Origin of the sequence: Solibacillus faecavium (genome assembly GCF_014836905.1) — a bacterium.
GTDB classification, from domain to species: Bacteria; Bacillota; Bacilli; order Bacillales_A; family Planococcaceae; genus Solibacillus; species Solibacillus faecavium.
Genome location: NZ_JACSPZ010000003.1, coordinates 221,190 through 235,311 on the forward strand (window position 1 = coordinate 221,190; position 14,122 = coordinate 235,311).

Sequence of the window (14,122 nt, forward strand, 5' to 3'; positions counted from 1 at the left end):
ATTAAATTTTTGCGGTTCAGACTATTTGTAGCATGCGAGCTAAAGAAAAATTTATTTTTGATTATGGTAAACTCCTAAGTAATCACTGCGAAGGCAATTATTTGAAGTGCATTTACTGAGGAGGGGAAAGATGGAGTTTTTAGCGAAAAAGATTTTAGGCAATACAATAATTTTCTGGATACTCTTTCTAACACTCGGGCTAACAGGTTTTTATTTAGTGTTTATGAAAAGCGATCTGAAAGGGTTTTATTTGTTATTTTTAATGGTCGGTTTATCCATTCTTTTTGAAAAAGTGTTATTTAAAAAGGATAAATAAAGGAGGCGTATTTGTTGGAAAATATATGGCGCATAGAAGAAAAAGAAAAGCTAACTGATGATATGGTAAAAAACGCCGAGAAAAAATTAGGTGTAAAATTACCGGATGCCTACATTGAGCTATGCAAAATTCAAAATGGAGGTTATATCACTTACGATGCTTTTCCAACGTCGGTTCCTACAGGGTGGGCGGAGGATCATATTGGAGTTGACCACATTCGAGGCATTGAAGAAGAAGGGATCCTTTCCAATGACTATTACATAGAAGAGTGGGACTTACCGAAAGATGTCATCCTTTTAGGTGGAGACGGCCATACGTGGACGGCAATGGATTACAGACAGACGAAAGATAATCCACCGATCATTTATATTGATTTGGAATGGGGCGACGACATTTTCATTTTAGAGCTGGCACCGAATTTCAAAGCGTTTGTAGATGGGTTGTTTCATTACGATGGTTGATCAAGTTGTTTAGAAAAGAGGTGCATTTAGTATTGAGGAAAATTAACTTTTCAATCATATGAAAGCGTAAAAAACACCATTTTTCTTTAAGTGAAAAATGGTGTTTTTGGTTTCAGGGGAGGCGGAACAAAATAATAATGAAGCGCGTTTAAAATAGAGGGAGAAATTCTGCTTATTTAGAAAATCATGTGAAAATCCATGAAAATAAACGGAGGAATTCTCGTTATTGCCTAAAAAAATATGAAAATCAGCAAATTTTAAGTAAATAACGGTAAATCTAACCCTTATTTTCATTGAAATGAGCACAATTCTTCAAATAACAGGAAATTCTCCCCTTATTTTTTCTCTGTAGGGTTTCAGGTTTTCTTGAAATAAAGGGTGGGCCCTTTTTGAAGGGGTATCGGTACTATTTAGAGAATTAACATAAAAAGTCAGTGGGAGGTATTTATGTTGAAAAAAAGAATCCTTTTAATCTTCGCAGTAATTTTATCGTTTGCAATTGCAGGCTGTAAGGAAGAGGAGTCCATTGGAAAAAATGAAAAAGTAATTAAAAACAATTGGAATGAAAGTTCACTTTTTGAATCAGGCGGTTACACAATGATTGGAGAAGAAGGTCGATTAGGTTTTATTTACGATGATAGCGAAGTAGTTAAGTTCTATCCTGATAAAGAGCAAAAGTACATGTGGCATTTTTGGGGGGAAGAACAAGAGTTAGAAGGAGAACTAAAAGTTGTAGGCACACATGAAAATGAAGATGAAGAAATCCTTGTGACCAATGGCGGACTAGGTGGTGCTAATAATGGCGCAGACAAACACGCCCCCTCTAACATGTCATTACCTAAAAGTGGAATATGGAAGTTAGATGCTTATATAGGAGAAAGCCTATTTGGAAGTGTATATGTGAAAGTTCATGAGAAGTAATTTAGATTAGTTTGAAACTTACTGTTCGCATAATATTAAACGCAGGGATATGGAAAATTTGTGGTAAAATAAAATGATGGATTGTGAGACAAGGGGGATTGAAGTTGAAAATTATTAAAATCATCCTTGCTTTAGCTGCAATGGGAATATCAGCATATGGCTTAATTACAAAAGATTTTTCGTATGGTCCAATATCATCATTACTACTTGGTATTTTCCTTGCACTTATTGCAATAGAGGAGTTTAAAACGAAAGGTAAAAATAGCTGGGCAATATTTTTTATGCCCGTATCTTTGATCATTATCGTGATGGCTCTTTTTAGTTTCTAACTACATTTAGAAGATATTTTCTACTATTCAGTGTTAAGTCGCGAAGTGTAATGTCTTAGTACAATTAATTTAATACTACATCAAAAAACGCTCAGAAATCTGAACGTTTATACTTGCCGTCAACCGAACCTATTATCTTTTAAAAAAAGCTGTAAGACACTTTTCCAAGATTATTTTTTTTAATGATTTTAAAAAAGTAAAGGCTGCTAATTATTAAAAATAGCCAATAGATAACAGTGTAGGATAACAAGAAAGAATTTATATTTCCGTTAATCCAAAACGATACTATGGATAAAGGAAATATAAGAAAAGCAATCGTAGGAGGTATGAGCTTTACCGTCTTGATTTCTAGCTTTCTCCAGTTCTTTTTCAACATCAAATAAATGGAAGCGAAAACCAATACAGCTAAACCAAGAGTGAAAAAAGCTGGTTCTATGAAACCTTTGAGGATGGGGTTCATTAAGTAAACAGCACCGATTAACCACATGGATGACACAACAGATAATAATGTTACGGATTTCGGACTTGATTGTTCATATGTCTGTAAATATTCTTCTGCTAATTGTTGAGGCTTTTTAAACCTAGAGATTACATACTTCTCCGCTTCTTGTCTGTCTTTGCCATTATGGATTTCATTTTGTATTTCTCTATTCAAGTGATCTTCTATTTCATGTAATATCGGCTTTATTTCTTCTCGAGGAACACCAGTTAAGTTTTCCTTCAAGGTTTCTAGGTATTCGTTTACATTATTTTCTCTCATCATTCTCAGCATCTCCTCTCAAATTTACAGCAAAAAGTCATGAAAAATATGAAGTATTTCTGCCAAAACTCGTTGTTCTGCTTCTGATAATTGATAATATTTTCTCCGTACACCTTCTTCGGGGGTACCCCAATCATATGACACTCACATATAGGAGTCAAAGATATATGTAGTTTGCGTGTTGGGCGAAAGGTATGGGTTAATATATTTAGATAATCTTTAATTGGGAATTATTTGCTTAATTTGTTTTTATAGAATAATAAAAAATCGGAAGGAGTGGAATATATGAACAAACGTGGAACTGGGGTTGCTTTTATAGCGATAGCTGCATTTTTATTTTCTGCCAAATATATTAGTGCAGCAATTTTTGGTTCGGGTGTTTTAAGTTGGAACGAGGAATTATTTAATGCCATGCTAACCAATGTAGGAAGCCCTTTAAATGTAGGGAGCATCATTGCTTTAATCATAGGTATTGCTTACTTAGCCTGGGGAGAATATGAAGAGTTTAAAAGTAAAAAGCAATAATTAATAGCCGTTAAGATATAAAAATTCTTTATAAAGAAAAGGTTGGTGAAAGAAAATGAAATCAATACTCAAAATACCGATGAAGCCAATTGCTAATCTGAAAGAAGAGCTAAAAAAAATGATGCCTCAATCAATTGCACTTGGACATGATAACGATGTATTTGTTCTACTGAGGGAAGAGCAAATCCCACTAATTGGTGGTTCCTTCCCTGCAACTGTTACGGAAAAAAGCTATAGATATCAAGTCATTCATTTAAAAGATGGACAAAAGAAAGTGCTGGATTTGCCAGAAGAGAAATGGAATTATCATTACATACAGCCGATTGATAACGGACACATTCTCCTTGTAGGTGCGCGGTCGTATTACCATGATGCTCAAAATATTGAAGAGAACGCACGAGTCTATAATGAAAATGGGCAATTTATCCGATCATTTTGTTTAGGGGATGGTATAGAGCATGTGTACGTAACAAAGAATCAAGAGATTTGGACAGGATACTTTGATGAAGGAGTTTTCGGCAATTACGGTTGGAAGGAACCAATTGGCAGCAGCGGGTTAGTTGGCTGGGACGCGTCGGGTGGTAAGATGGATTCGCTTGAAGAGGATAAGGAATATTATATTTTTGAGTGTTTGGCGTTGAATGATGTACCTAATGAAGGTATTTGGTTTTTCTTTAGCGTGGAATCGATGATTGGTCTACGGAAAGAAGGGCTCACAAAGTATTATTCAACTGAAGATATGTCTTTTACGGCATTTGCGGTAAAAGGGGAGACAATCGTTGCGTACCGAGGGAGATGGGAACAATATGCATTTTTTGAGTTACAACGTGAAGGCAATGAATATAAGACGGTCCGTAAACTCGAACTGATGAAACCAAATGGTAAGCCTCTCGAACCGAAATTAGTGAATAACCGGGAGAATAAGTTGCTGTTTTTGGACGGGAATGAACTGTATATGTATGAATTGGAAAGTTAAGTATTTGTGAGGAGGGATGGTATGAAAACTATACTTGGATTAATACTGGGTTCCTTAGTGGGCTGGCTTATATGGGGGTATTTTACGAGTGATTTCTCTGGAGAAAGGTTTTTCATGTTTTTAATGGGAATCATTACAGGATACATAATTGGCAGAAGTAATCCAAAAAAGAAAGAAACATAATTATAAATTCATAACTGGTACTGCAATCGGGCGCTTTCCTAGAATAAAAGGGAAGCGCCTTTTCATTTGAGCGCCATATTGTTGAGTAATTTATAATTAGATAATGGATAATTATGTTAAAATTAAAGAAGGGGAATTCATTAATATACTGAGGTGAACATATGAAAACAAAAGTTCTTCTTGCGATAATAATGATTTCAATTCTAGCTATAGTATTCGGTTGTTCTATGCAGAATGATGAAAGTGAAACAGAACTTTATCATGGCAAGCCGTTACATATTGGGATTATTGGTGAAGAACCAGATGTTAGAGAAGAACAAATACAATTTACAAGCATCGATTTTACTGATCTGCAAAAAGTAGAAAATTATGATGCTATATTTATTACGAAGGAAAATCTCAAAGAAGCAGATAAAGCTCAATATGCGAAGGATTATAATAATAGTCCTCGTCCATTCTTATTTATCGACTCACAAAAAGGATATGTTCCTTTCATTAAAGAACAATTTGATTTTGAAAATTATCCGGATGTTGATTCAGGTGTTTACGCCTATCTTTATGATAGTAAGAGTCAAAGGTATTGGGGTTATGTATTATCTAATGAATTAGTAAACGAACAAAGTATTCAAGATGTATACTCAAGAATTTTTGAGACTATTGAGGATTTAACAGGGACAAACTAAAAGTTTCTAGACACGTCAAAATATGAATTCGGATTCAAAAGTAACTTTAAATAGAAAAAGAGCAACGTCATAAATGAAGTTGCTCTACTATGTTTGTAAGTATTTAAAAATGAAAATCCTTGCCGTTCTTGTCTTGGATTATTAACTCATATACCTGATTGTCTGTCTTTATTTTTACTTCTTCACTATTTAGGAATTCAGTAATTCTTTTATGGATTTTGTTCACTGCCTCTTTAGATTCAGTATGTGAAGAGTTCATGTTCAGCTTGATGGTAATAGACACTTTTTCAGGGTTGAAGGTATAACGAATGTCATCTATCCGGTACTCTTTTTTCAGGTATAACTCTTCTTCAATACTCGTAATGACGGGCAGCCACTTTGTCTTAATTTCCTCAACCGAAACATCTTTAGTTATAATGTGTACACTTTTCAATGAACCGTTTGATTCCAAAAATTCATTCGCTACCGTGTTAATTTCTGTTTTCTTAGCTTCATCAGTAACCGGTATATATACTTTGATGATAGGCGAGTATGCGTTAACATCCAAAATCGTATAGCCTGCTACCTGCAACTCCGACTTCAACTTTTCGCCTATTTCGGCCCTTTGATCAAATATTTCAGCTAGCACAGGTGATATTTCATTCGTTTCAGAAATCATTAACTCGTAGTTATCATAGCCTCTTTTTTCCAAAACTCCCGACAAAATAGCTAAAACATTGTCCTTTTCTTGATTGACGTATTCTTCCGTTCCTTTCAGCTGTATGTCAAAAAGTGTCATATCCTCCCATCTGCTCATACCGACTCCTGCCGTGTTATATCCATCTTTCTCCAACACTTCTTTAATTACTATTTGGATTGGTTTTTGGAATACTTGTCCTACATATGGAATTTTTGAAGCCATTTCTGCCATAGTTGGATTTAAAAATGCAGAAGCCGTTAGGACACTAAGGCTGATCACCGCTGCAACTGCAAACTGGAACTTCCTCCAGCCTCTTTTTCTTTCTTTTGTTTTTACGAAATCCACTTTCATTTCCGACTCTTCCTTAATATTTTTCGCAAAGTCATATAAGGAAGATGGTGTCTGGATTTTTTCCATCTCTTCTTGAATTTCTTTCTTCATTGAGTCATCGATTTTCATGTGAATTCACCCCTATAAACTGATTTTCCATCAATCTTTTTTTCAAAGCGTTACGTGCTCTGCGAAGGTGGGATTTGACCGTCGAAGTTTTCAGTCCCAGCAAAGCTGATATTTCCTGTATAGCATGGTCTTGATAATAGTAGAGGATGAGGACATTTCGATAGTCCCTATTGTCGAGGGATAGTATGCCTTTTTTAAGTTCATTTTCGGTTTCCTCTTTTAGCACGCTTTCCATGACGCCAAGTTTTTCTCTCCCTATATCAATTTCAAGCGGAGTTTCCTTCAGACGGTCATTTTTTCTCCATGCATCTATTGAGCGGAGGGAGACGAGTTTATAGAACCAAGTATTGAAATAAGTGATTTCTTTTCCACTCATGATGTTGCGGTACGCCTCAATCAGTGCATTTTGAACAACCTCTTCAGCCTGTTCTTTCGATTTGAGGATACTGAAACTGGTCCTGTATCCCTTATCGATCAAGGGGTTTACAAGTTGAGCAAAAGCTTCATCCTCACCGTTTCGAATTCGTGTCATCAGTGTTTCTTGTTCCATTAGGATAACCCCCTTTTTTGTTTTTACCTTATAGGCGATGGCGGAGGAGCTTAGGATGCAATAATATGGAAATTAAAAAGAAAAAGAGCTGGTTTATGAACAGCTCGCCTTTCGAATGAAATAAAGGTCTGTTTCAAAATTTAATTAATATTATTTTACAGCACTACTGGTTTTTATTTACAAAATATGTTTTATGTAGTAGATTTAATAAAAAGATTGATTAATCAATCAAAAGTAGGTGGGACAAAATGAAAAAGACAATTGAAGAAAAGCGAAAAGATGTTTTAGAGGTGGCGACTAAATTATTCGCAGAAAAAGGATACGAAGCTACGACAATGGCTGAAATTGCTAAGCTTGCAAACGTAGGGTTTGGGACAGTGGCTACATATTTTGAGAACAAAGAAAATTTACTATTAAAATGTGTTGAGGAACCTATGGCAGATTTTTTGGAGGAGGTATTAAGATTTAATACGCAACCGAACGATTATCAAGAGGAAATTCATCAAATGACATTGAAGCATTTCCAACTTTTTAGTGAAAAACGTTTATATTTACTGTTATTAATTCATGTGACATCCCAGTGGGAGAAGTATATGAAGCCCTATCTTATTGCGAATAAGGCTGCTCGGGAAATGTCAGATAAATTTGAGCAGTTAATTCAAAATGGTCAGCGAGAAGGGAAGCTTGCAGAGGCAAATGCAAATGTTTTAGCCATTTCATATATATCCCTTTTATTAGGCCTGTTCTTATCTAATACAGATCAATTTTCGGAGAGTGCTTTAAAATTATATGCTGAAAATGCTACGCGTTTATTTGGATTGCAATAAGCAATCCTTTTCTTAAACAATTTATTGATTGATTAATCAATCAAAATAGGGGGCTGTGTATGAATTTCCGAGATTTTAATAGAAGTGTACAAATACGTATTATATTAAAATTTGTTACCGTTATAACAAATACAGCAGTGTTACCGTTTATTGTTTTATATTTTGCGAATGAAATCGGAAGTGTAAAAATAACAATTTTAGCAATAGGAATAGGTGTAATAACTTTATTTGGTGGTTTGCTTGGCGGTCAACTAGCCGATTTAAAAGGGAGAAAATTAACGATTGTTATAGGAGAATCAATGACAGCAGTTGGTTTTATGTTGTTATTGTTAGGACAAATACTGAATGAATACATGATTCTTTTGAGTGTAGTAGCCTTTATTTTAACAAATTTTTTTACAGCCATGGCTTTACCAGGATATAGTGCACTAATATTAGATGAAACGACTATGGAAAACCGCAAAAGTGTTTATATTTATTCGATGTGGACGTCATACTTAGGGTTTGCAATAGGAAGTTCAATAGGGGGACTTTTATTTGCGGGATATAAAATTTTGCTGTTCACCTTCATCATTATAAGCTCGATCATCACAGTTATTGTAATCATGAAGTGGATTCCCGAAACGCTTCATAAAGCGACACAAGAAACTTCTCTATCAATCAAAGAAGATGAAGGACATTCAATAAATAACTCCATCTGGAAGGTTGTATGGAATAATAAGATTTTACTTTTATTATTATTTTTAGGCTTTGTATTTAGTTTAATGGATCAACAAATTGGTTATTATTTAAGCTTGCATTATTATGATTTATTTGGTGAAGACAGCTATTCTTTATTAGGGTTTTTACGGACAGAAAATACGGTGATTGCCGTGGTATTCCTATTAGTAGTAAAAAAATTATTCGTTCGTTTTAATGAAATGAACGTGGCGTTAACAGGAGGAGTTTTGCTGTTTGTAGGTTATATTTTGCTAAGTATGCTGCAAACGCAACCACAATTATTTAGTGCTATGTTTTTAGCAGCGGTAGGAGAAATATTGCTTTTCCCCGCATTACAGGGCATTTCAGCGAACTTTATTCCAGCATCTTTTAGAGGAAGATATTCAAGTCTAGCGAATAATGTAGGAATGCTAGGAGGCATGTTTGCAGTGACGTTTATGTTATTTCATCCATTAGGATTACCTCTTATTGTAACGATTAGTTATCTTATAGTAGGTATATTAACGCTTTTAACGCTATCCATTTTAAAAATAAAAGTTGAGAAAATACAGCAGGAAGAATATGCGTAACTCGAATGCATTAAAAGAACCATTAACTGTTATGTTGGCTAGAAGTCGAGCTATTTCTTGAGGGAATTTTTTTCTTCTCGTTTCTAGCCATCTTTGTATCACTCCGTTAGGTGCCGATGCAACATACGCAGCTAAATAGTATTTGGAAACAAGCAGTTTCTCTTCATTTATAAGTGGACTTTGTTCCCCAAAACGTTTTGTCTTGTTTGGAATGTAAAATTTCCTTTAAGTCCATTATACTTACTTGCACTAGTGCCATGCTTTCTTGAATAGGCGTAAACCAAAGTAAACAAAAGCAAGGAAGCCAATTAACGCAACAAGAATATTTAAAATATTACCAAGAACTCCTCCTAGACCGATTAATCCGAAGAACTCTGAAATGAATCCTAATAATGCTAGCAGCAGCCATATCACACCTGTGAGAAATCCAAGGAAAATTCCAGAAATACCACTCATAGAAACACCTCCTTTTCAAAGATTGTTCATTATTATAGTATGCCGATGCAGGCAATATGATTAGGTTATCTAGATTAAGACTTAAGGTGTGCGATTTTTAGCACTAGTAGATCATAAAAAAATATTGGGAAACAGCGGGAATAGAGAAGAACGAATCGCTGCCCACAACTATTATGGGAATTTAGTATACTTAGGAAAAAGTACGAGTTTTAGCGAAAGATTAAAACTACTTAAAAAAGGGTCAAATTCATTAAAGATTGAAAGGGTGAGTAATTTGAAATTTAATTATAATATTACAGGCGTAGGATGGGCTATATGCGAAATACAGACAGCAAATGGAACGTTTACTTTTAGAGCGAGTTATATTTCTGATGCTTTAGGCGATTTGTTAAATGCTTTACTGTCGCTGAATTCTGATATGAATACAGAATCTTATGCCGATGAAACGAAATTTAGTTGGTATCAAGAACCAGGATTAACAGAGTGGCACATCAAAGCGTTTGATATAAAAAGTAACGGAGAAAACCTACACTTTAAAATCAATCAGTATATAGACGATACTGAAAAAGGTGCTCCAGAGACTACATCAGCATTTGCGTGCAATTATGATGAATTTGTATATTCAGTAGTAGAAAGTTTGGATCGTCTGATGCAAAAATTTGGCTTAGTAGGTTATCAGGCAATATGGGTTGATGCAGATTTTCCAGTGGTCGCCTATTTAAAGTTAAAGCATTATACTATTCACAAAACAGCCTTTCCATTTGTTGATGGACAAAATGGTACGCTTAAAACGATGACAAGTAGGGACTATGAAATGAAATTGCTCACGACGGATTTAAAAGATTGTTAAAGGGGGAGGGGGTCAAGAGTTTTTTTACAAGTTTTTATGCAAATTGTAGAACATTTCTAGATAATATAAACACCGTTTAATTAATAGGTATAGTGGACAATATATCATTTTCAAATTTATCACTTGAACCTCAAGTTGCTTGAGGTTTTATAATAAACTTATACTTTTGTTGGGAGGAATTTTGATGAATAACAATAACAGGTTTTCCGTTGGGGAGTTTTCAGAAAAAACAGGAGTACCTATTCCTACTTTACATTACTATGATGAAATTGGTTTATTACGACCAGAAAAAAATCCTTCTTCAGGGCATCGCATTTACAATTATCAAGATATTATAATATTACAAAAAATTCTGAGTTTAAAATTCCTAGAATATAGTCTGGATGAAATAAAAAATTTATTAAATAAATCAAGCTTTACCGTTGATTTAAATGAAAGCTTGTCTCTCCATTTTCAAGCTTTAGAAAAAGAGAAAAAACGAATCGAACAGTCAATGAAATCTATTAATAGAGTAATTAGGTTAATTGAGGAAGAGGGAACAGTGGATAGTAACTTAATACTTAACCTTATTCACAGTATGCGTACTGAACATATACAAGAAGAGTGGATGGATCGCCATATGTTAACGGATTTCAAGGATGTCATGGAAGAGTTAGAAAAGAAATCGGAAGAAGAAAAATTCCCTTTAGATAAAACGATTTATCAAGTGTCTAAAGAAGTGAAACAATTATATGGTAAACCCGTAGAGGACCCGAAAGTACAACGAATGATTAAGAACTATGTAGAAGAATATTTTTCATTTCTTGGTGAGGGTTTGATGCAAAAATTCGCTGATACGAAGATAGAAGGAGAACTTGATTATCAAGAACTTGAAAATTTGACACCTTCTCCATTTACAGAAGATGAACAAAAATGGTTTGATCAAGCGATAGATTATTATATTCAGCAAGAAGAAATGGAATAGATGTTTATGAACTATACTCTTAAACTATAGTTGGTCTATCCTGTTTAAGATAATACACTTGTTCTGATCTTCCATTAAAGATCTCTTTAACGAAGTAACTAAAGCCTAATTTCTCACTTATAAACCGAGAAATTAGTTTTTTTATATTTCGATAAGAAGGATAATCGGTATAACCCATATTAAAATAACAAATAAAACCTGTATCACTTCGTATGCTCCAATCTATTATGTATTTCAAAGTTGATGGCAAATGTTTCATTTACTTTTCCTTTTCGATGCATGAGGGGGGTTCGCCCAATTAAATATTACAAATGCTAAAAAAACAATTACAATAGCAATTACTGTAAGGGATAAATTTTCCCTCCATCTTATTTTTCCACTTGTAAAATATTGACCAACTGTTGCAATAATAAAATATATTATAGGATAAATAAGATAATATAATTGATTTTTTCTCATATCCCCTCCACTTATTTCCAATCATACTACAAATAATAAATGAAAATGGGTTAATAAATTTAATTATCTAAAACTTGACAGTGGATTAACTAAGTATTAATATTTTAAATAATATAAATAGTGTATTATCCTTAGTTTGGTAGTCAATATTTTGGACATTGATTATCCATTCAAAAAGGAATTAGAATAATAATTTTAAATAATAGGTAGACATTTTAAAAAACCTAGATTAGGTTAGTTAAAAGTAAACCGACAATTTTAAAAGTAAATGGTTTGATATTTGAAACCATTATTTTTTGATTGTCGGTTTTTTTATTTTTTAGAAATGAAAGCTATGAACTTGTTAGAAATGGTGCAGAGAAAAAATATTTATATGTGCATATGGGTGAAACTAGAGGTAATACAGACTATATAATAAATGTATAACGATTAATTGTGGAATGGAGGGGTGAGAGTCATGATGGATAAAACAAAAGGTGCTCTTGAAGCTGAAATCAGTAAAGTGTTAACTAACTGGGAGAAAAGTTATCTAGGGCGCGGTTCCGTATCGGTTAAATCAGATATCTTGCGAGATATGGTGGTTGTTGTGTTAGGAGGGGTTTTAACACCTGCTGAATATGCAGTATGCCAAAATAAAGAGGGCCTATTATCAGTCAAAAAAATGCGAAATAGCTTGGTGGAATCAGGTGTTGAAGAAATAAAAGAAGCAATACTAACGATAACAGGTATAGAAGTGGTGAGTTTTTATAGTGATTTGAGTACAATAACTGGGGAACGCATTATGGTCTTTAAGCTTGCAGAGGAATTGCAAAGTAAATTATGAGTTAACGTAGTAGTGAACTAATAGTCTTCTAGGGAAAGAAAAGATTTTTATCCCTTATTATAATAGCGGAAAAAGGAGGTTTAAATTGATATGGAAAAGAATAAGACATCAGTACCTCACTTAGATACAAAACTTTACGATAATGAAATCCATCTAAATATAAAGGAAACGATAGCTAAAAATAAGGAAATCATAGAGGAAAATCGCGAAATTAAGGAAGCATTAAGTTATCTATCTTCTAAATTTGCTGACGATTTGAAAAAAGCAACAGAATAAGTTTTCTTTCTTCCTCAAAAACACTCCAATAAAAACCGGTAAACGCTGTTGCACCAACGTTTACCGGTTTTTCTTTTGACTCGAAGCTTTGATTTGGGAATGTTTATTAGATATTAAATATCAGCCCTATTACACTTTTGAAAGTGCGTTTTTGGCTTTATAGACAAAGAATAATAGAATTGTAATAAGCAATAATGAAAATAATACACCTAGAATTTTAAAATCACCAAATACATTATGAAGGAATAAGTCATAATGTAGACTAATTCCGAATGACCTTAAAATATACGAAATCAATATCCCCGTAAGTACTCCTAACATTAACAAAGTATTCGTTTTTATAATTTTCACCCCCTTTCAAATTACTATAATAGTATGTTCTCGAGTAAGGGGAATTATCCTTTTTTTATAATATATGGAAAATAAATAACAATATAAAAAGATTTATTCGTTAAACATACCTGGTTCTGACGTTGGGAAAGTATCAATAGAAGCACAGTAGGATTGTTTTTATTTTTTGGCTCTAAAATATTTGTTGGGGATATTGAGTAATGGAGCATTGTTCATACATATATTTTTCCGATTTATAAAGAGGATGATTTAAACAAAACTGGAATATTTAAAAAGGGAGGTGAAAACGCTGATGTTTAGCCTCGACGAACATTGGCATTGTTCTATCCCAAAATGAAGGGGGTAAATGATTTTGATAAAAAAAGAAGCACAAATACTTAAAACGCACGATCATCGAAAAATTTATAAAGATATATACCAAATCAAACCGGGTAAAACTATTATTCAGCAGCTGCCAGAACTTAAGTATGTCTCGCAGCAAATGACAACTTCATATAATATGAACTGGGACGGACGACCTGAACCGATAGATGAAAAGTGGTTGGCTTGGAAAGTTGTGAATCAAATAAAGCAAATTACTAGAAATCAATTAGAATATAAATTTAAATTAATGCCGCCTGAGATCATCTGGCATGAAGAAAAAGATAACAAATGGCTAGTTGATCAAATGATGGTCGTCGCGGATTGTGTGACGGATGACATTTATGAGTATGCACTGAATCGAGTAATTAAAAATTTACGCGTAAGTGATTTGCCTACACTTACATTCGTAAAAAGTACCTCAATATTATGTGCTCAAAGGTTACATGTAGGTGATTATAAAAATACAGTGGAAACGCTAGCAGTGCTAAAAGAGGATATAGAAAAACAAGGCTACCGCGTAAAAGGTCCTCACCGTGAAATCTATTTATTGCCCGCAATGGGCTGTTATCCTGCTGAGAATTGTCATACGATTGTAAGGATAGAGTTAGAAGCCTTGAATTAA

The 14,122-nt window shown here is 33.8% G+C and carries 21 protein-coding genes; 15 read left to right on the plus strand and 6 right to left on the minus strand.

The window, feature by feature from the left end; translation table 11 throughout:
• Nucleotides 1–130: 130 nt before the first annotated feature.
• The 4 genes from H9635_RS07980 (at nucleotide 131) to H9635_RS07995 (ending at nucleotide 2,027) form a co-directional block, all read left to right on the plus strand.
• Nucleotides 131–316, plus strand: coding sequence for a hypothetical protein (locus H9635_RS07980; RefSeq protein ID WP_191699661.1), 186 nt, complete (start codon nucleotides 131–133; stop codon nucleotides 314–316).
• Between the two features lie 14 nt (nucleotides 317–330).
• Nucleotides 331–777: an SMI1/KNR4 family protein gene (locus H9635_RS07985; protein ID WP_225231191.1), complete on the plus strand. Its 447-nt coding sequence runs from the start codon at nucleotides 331–333 to the stop codon at nucleotides 775–777.
• A 447-nt stretch (nucleotides 778–1,224) separates the two neighbouring features.
• The gene (locus tag H9635_RS07990; protein ID WP_191699662.1) at nucleotides 1,225–1,698 is read left to right on the plus strand and encodes a hypothetical protein; all 474 of its coding nucleotides are present in this window, start codon (nucleotides 1,225–1,227) and stop codon (nucleotides 1,696–1,698) included.
• A gap of 104 nt (nucleotides 1,699–1,802) precedes the next feature.
• Nucleotides 1,803–2,027 (plus strand): hypothetical protein, encoded by a 225-nt coding sequence (locus H9635_RS07995; protein WP_191699663.1) that lies wholly within the window; start codon nucleotides 1,803–1,805, stop codon nucleotides 2,025–2,027.
• A gap of 139 nt (nucleotides 2,028–2,166) precedes the next feature.
• Here the strand turns inward: H9635_RS07995 and H9635_RS08000 are convergent, their stop codons facing one another.
• Nucleotides 2,167–2,790: an HAAS signaling domain-containing protein gene (locus H9635_RS08000; RefSeq protein ID WP_191699664.1), complete on the minus strand. Its 624-nt coding sequence runs from the start codon at nucleotides 2,788–2,790 to the stop codon at nucleotides 2,167–2,169.
• Between the two features lie 282 nt (nucleotides 2,791–3,072).
• On the opposite strand from H9635_RS08000, the gene H9635_RS08005 reads away from it, so the two are divergent.
• The 4 genes from H9635_RS08005 (at nucleotide 3,073) to H9635_RS08020 (ending at nucleotide 5,154) form a co-directional block, all read left to right on the plus strand.
• Entirely contained in the window at nucleotides 3,073–3,312 is a 240-nt protein-coding gene (locus H9635_RS08005) for a hypothetical protein (protein WP_191699665.1), read from the plus strand.
• 55 nt (nucleotides 3,313–3,367) lie between these two features.
• Entirely contained in the window at nucleotides 3,368–4,288 is a 921-nt protein-coding gene (locus tag H9635_RS08010) for a hypothetical protein (RefSeq protein WP_191699666.1), read from the plus strand.
• A gap of 21 nt (nucleotides 4,289–4,309) precedes the next feature.
• A complete protein-coding gene (locus tag H9635_RS08015; RefSeq protein ID WP_191699667.1) occupies nucleotides 4,310–4,471 on the plus strand; it encodes a tRNA U-34 5-methylaminomethyl-2-thiouridine biosynthesis protein in 162 nt (53 codons plus the stop codon).
• A 161-nt stretch (nucleotides 4,472–4,632) separates the two neighbouring features.
• Entirely contained in the window at nucleotides 4,633–5,154 is a 522-nt protein-coding gene (locus tag H9635_RS08020; RefSeq protein WP_191699668.1) for a hypothetical protein, read from the plus strand.
• Nucleotides 5,155–5,257: 103 nt separating this feature from the next.
• Here H9635_RS08020 and H9635_RS08025 read toward each other — a convergent pair whose 3' ends face one another.
• A complete protein-coding gene (locus H9635_RS08025; RefSeq protein ID WP_191699669.1) occupies nucleotides 5,258–6,292 on the minus strand; it encodes a DUF4179 domain-containing protein in 1,035 nt (344 codons plus the stop codon).
• The gene (locus H9635_RS08030) at nucleotides 6,279–6,842 is read right to left on the minus strand and encodes an RNA polymerase sigma factor (protein ID WP_191699670.1); all 564 of its coding nucleotides are present in this window, start codon (nucleotides 6,840–6,842) and stop codon (nucleotides 6,279–6,281) included. Before H9635_RS08030 ends, H9635_RS08025 begins: the two co-directional genes overlap by 14 nt.
• Nucleotides 6,843–7,090: 248 nt before the next feature.
• Between H9635_RS08030 and H9635_RS08035 the strand changes: the two genes are divergently transcribed.
• The gene (locus H9635_RS08035) at nucleotides 7,091–7,669 is read left to right on the plus strand and encodes a TetR/AcrR family transcriptional regulator (RefSeq protein WP_191699671.1); all 579 of its coding nucleotides are present in this window, start codon (nucleotides 7,091–7,093) and stop codon (nucleotides 7,667–7,669) included.
• A gap of 59 nt (nucleotides 7,670–7,728) precedes the next feature.
• On the plus strand, nucleotides 7,729–8,958 hold the full coding sequence (locus tag H9635_RS08040) for an MFS transporter (RefSeq protein WP_191699672.1): 1,230 nt from the start codon (nucleotides 7,729–7,731) through the stop codon (nucleotides 8,956–8,958).
• Here the strand turns inward: H9635_RS08040 and H9635_RS19530 are convergent.
• Nucleotides 8,914–9,171: a TetR-like C-terminal domain-containing protein gene (locus tag H9635_RS19530; protein WP_191699883.1), complete on the minus strand. Its 258-nt coding sequence runs from the start codon at nucleotides 9,169–9,171 to the stop codon at nucleotides 8,914–8,916. The two genes, H9635_RS08040 and H9635_RS19530, sit on opposite strands and share 45 nt — an antisense overlap.
• A 36-nt stretch (nucleotides 9,172–9,207) precedes the next feature.
• Nucleotides 9,208–9,414, minus strand: a complete 207-nt coding sequence (locus H9635_RS08050) for an ABC transporter (protein WP_191699673.1) — start codon at nucleotides 9,412–9,414, stop codon at nucleotides 9,208–9,210.
• An 88-nt stretch (nucleotides 9,415–9,502) separates the two neighbouring features.
• Here H9635_RS08050 and H9635_RS08055 point away from each other — a divergent pair, with 88 nt between their 5' ends.
• The 4 genes from H9635_RS08055 to H9635_RS08070 all read left to right on the plus strand — a co-directional run bounded on the left by H9635_RS08055 (nucleotide 9,503) and on the right by H9635_RS08070 (nucleotide 12,786).
• On the plus strand, nucleotides 9,503–10,264 hold the full coding sequence (locus H9635_RS08055; RefSeq protein ID WP_191699674.1) for a hypothetical protein: 762 nt from the start codon (nucleotides 9,503–9,505) through the stop codon (nucleotides 10,262–10,264).
• 184 nt (nucleotides 10,265–10,448) lie between these two features.
• On the plus strand, nucleotides 10,449–11,228 hold the full coding sequence (locus H9635_RS08060) for a MerR family transcriptional regulator (protein WP_191699675.1): 780 nt from the start codon (nucleotides 10,449–10,451) through the stop codon (nucleotides 11,226–11,228).
• A 919-nt stretch (nucleotides 11,229–12,147) separates the two neighbouring features.
• Nucleotides 12,148–12,510, plus strand: coding sequence for a DUF2294 domain-containing protein (locus H9635_RS08065; protein ID WP_191699884.1), 363 nt, complete (start codon nucleotides 12,148–12,150; stop codon nucleotides 12,508–12,510).
• Between the two features lie 90 nt (nucleotides 12,511–12,600).
• Complete coding sequence (locus H9635_RS08070; RefSeq protein WP_191699676.1) at nucleotides 12,601–12,786, plus strand: multidrug transporter; 186 nt, start codon at nucleotides 12,601–12,603, stop codon at nucleotides 12,784–12,786.
• A gap of 129 nt (nucleotides 12,787–12,915) precedes the next feature.
• Here H9635_RS08070 and H9635_RS08075 read toward each other — a convergent pair whose 3' ends face one another.
• Nucleotides 12,916–13,107 (minus strand): hypothetical protein, encoded by a 192-nt coding sequence (locus tag H9635_RS08075; RefSeq protein ID WP_191699677.1) that lies wholly within the window; start codon nucleotides 13,105–13,107, stop codon nucleotides 12,916–12,918.
• A gap of 376 nt (nucleotides 13,108–13,483) precedes the next feature.
• On the opposite strand from H9635_RS08075, the gene H9635_RS08080 reads away from it, so the two are divergent.
• The gene (locus H9635_RS08080; RefSeq protein WP_191699678.1) at nucleotides 13,484–14,122 is read left to right on the plus strand and encodes a hypothetical protein; all 639 of its coding nucleotides are present in this window, start codon (nucleotides 13,484–13,486) and stop codon (nucleotides 14,120–14,122) included.